Annotated in this window: 1 protein-coding gene and 1 pseudogene; one reads left to right on the top strand and one right to left on the bottom strand. The window is 40.0% G+C overall.

Annotation, left to right across the window (positions count from 1 at the left end; all coding sequences use genetic code 11):
• Window positions 1–152 precede the first annotated feature (152 nt).
• Window positions 153–539, bottom strand: a pseudogene (locus BM122_RS20950) (recombinase family protein); the annotation flags it as partial.
• 380 nt (window positions 540–919) lie between these two features.
• Between BM122_RS20950 and BM122_RS20955 the strand changes: the two are divergent.
• Entirely contained in the window at window positions 920–1,666 is a 747-nt protein-coding gene (locus BM122_RS20955) for a hypothetical protein (RefSeq protein WP_074907585.1), read from the top strand.
• Window positions 1,667–2,688: the final 1,022 nt, after the last annotated feature.

Consider the following 2,688-nt stretch of genomic DNA (forward strand, 5'->3'; position numbering starts at 1 on the left):
GAATCTCCGTTTACCGCATCAAATAGCTAGGCGGGGGTGAGCTATGTCTATTAGCTGAAGAAATCCCCATTTTTTGCTATAGCTCCACCAGAAAACACAAAAAAGCATAATGTTTAACAACAAATTCCAACTAGAAATACGATTCATCCGAATTAAAAATAAATTTCTGACAAATTCGCTCTTAGTTTGGATGCTCGTGCAATATTCAGGCTAGCAGTAATCTTGTCACGAATGCGCTCACCAGTGACTTCACGTTCAAATTGGGCAAACGACAATAAAATGTTCAACATTAGCCGGCCCATTGAAGTTGTCGTATTAAAATTTTGGGTCACCGAAACAAATGATACCCTGTGCTGTTCGAATACCTCGACCATTCTGGAGAAGTCAGCCAGACTGCGCGTCAACCGGTCAATCTTGTAGATGATGATAACGTCTATCTTGCCGGCTTCTATGTCGATCAATAATCGCTGCAGCGCAGGCCGCTCCATGTTGCCACCTGAATATGCCGGATCATCGTAATCATCAGAAACAGGAATCCAGCCCTCATTGTTTTTACTCTTTCCGCCATATTGTCGGCGGTGTTTGCACCCAAACCGCCCAAGCCAGCTTTAAAAAAGGATAATAGTTAGTCGGAATACTTTTATGAGTTCGAACTAAAGTTGCCCGGTTTTGCGACTTCTCTATATTTCCCAAGAATGCACGCCCCGCTGCTGTCTAAATTGTTCGTTTTTTATTTGTAGCTATACCCTGTAGATCATTTGAAGTAGCCTAAGAAGGTTGAGAAGGAATATCACGCTTAAGATATAAGTATTCTCCTGCTAAAATTTTCAAGCTAATAAAGAACAAATAAAGTGGCTGCAGAAGAAGCAGTAGTGAGTTCACCAGTGGCATAACTCAAGCTTGATAATGAAGATGAAAGATGGCAGCGAAACCGAAACTATCTCCTGAACAATGGGCAAACGTCAGGGGAAGATGGGAAGGAAATGAACGGAAAGGTTTTACCTGGCTAGTTGATGAGTTAAAACTTGATGTATCTCCACAAGCTATTCGCAAGATTGCAACACGCGAAGGATGGACTAAAAAAGAAGTAGAAAAAACAAAACCCGTAAAGGGAGAATTAAAGGTTTCTAAAGTTACGGATAACCATGGTAAGGTTACTACGGTTACGCAGAAACCATCCAAGAGTAACCATGTAGCCATCAAAGAAGTGCTTAAAAAAGTGCTTAAAAAACTTCCTGTAGGTCGGCCAACTCTTTATAAGGAAGAGTATGCAGAACAAGCATATAGGATGTGTTTGCTGGGTGCAATTGATGTAGAACTTGCAAATTTCTTCGGAGTCAATAAAGATACAATTTATGAATGGAAGAAAGTATATTCTGAATTTTCCGTGTCCATAAAGAAAGGGAAAATGATTGCTGATGCCGAGGTGGCATTTTCCTTATTCAAGTCTGCAACTGGCCAGCATTACGTTACAGAAGATAAGTTATTTGATGGAAAAGTGGTTACCCTTAAGAAGCAAATTCCCCGAATATTTCTGCCCAGCGATTTTGGCTATTCAATCGCAGGCCGAAGGACTGGAAAAATAAAGTTGAGTTTAAGGATCATGCCAATCTCAATGCCTTCCCACCTAAAGAAGAACTTGATGCAATCTACGAGAATGCTATGAAAGTGGCTGCAGAGAGAAGGAAGTTGCTTGCTGAGCGACGGGTAAAGATTAATGCATTCATAGATAAAAAATCAGATGATATAGCTAATGTCTGAGCAATTTTTTTTACTAGAAGATCCATATTGGCAACTTCTCTGTAATCAGTGATCGGAGAATCTGGCCAGATTCGCTTTGGGCTGCAGGTCATTCTTTCATCAGATCAGCAGATAAATTAATTCGAGAGCGTTTCTTCTTTCAATCCTCCGATGCCGGTTGTACCTGTAATAGGCTCTTGTAATGAGAAGGAATATCTAACTAGTAAATAATCACTGTATTCATATCGAGGCATGAATGTTTATAGTCTGTTAATGTGGAATAATGTTGGCACAAATATTCACCAAGTTCTAAATAAAGTGAGCTAGTTCGAAAGATGGGTGCTGTCCTAGTGTTGATTATATAGCTCTAAAACCCTCGCTACTGCTGGTAGTGCTGGAAGTGCTGGTTTTTTGGATAACTTCTTTTTACAATTGAAATAATTAGATTTGAAAAGAAGCTAATGTGTTATTTGATGTATTTCTGTTATGCGTCACTGCAATGTATAACATGCGGTTACCCGTTACGAGTGTAGATTAAACTTTCCTACAATAATCCTACATACTCGTATAAAAAGAATATTCCTCAGCGGCATCTATATGTAAATATTTATTTTATATAAATAAATATTTTTTGTAGTAAATTTAGACCTACGGATTAACAGTCCGAAGCTCAGTCACTCATGCCCACAAATAGACGAACAATCCAAAGTAGTTTTTTATCTGGCACCGAACCGGTGTACACAAACCGAACCGGGGCCGAACCTGAGCCATTCATTATGGCTCACCTCCACTCTTCTCCCTCATGCAAAACAACTAGTTAAATTACCTCCGGCAAAGCCGGAGGCTTATTACTGTTAGCCCCTCAAAGGGGCAAGAATTGGAGCCACCTAAAGGTGGCATCACATACCAAGCTTGAGCTGATCATAGTGCTCATCCTCTTTCTCTTGG

This window comes from Nitrosomonas communis, from assembly GCF_900114745.1.
Classification (GTDB): Bacteria; Pseudomonadota; Gammaproteobacteria; order Burkholderiales; family Nitrosomonadaceae; genus Nitrosomonas; species Nitrosomonas communis_A.

Excerpts from the sequence above, each read along its gene's own strand:
- BM122_RS20955 (WP_074907585.1), top strand. The coding sequence starts at position 920 with ATGGCAGCGAAACCGAAACTATCTCCTGAACAATGGGCAAACGTCAGG.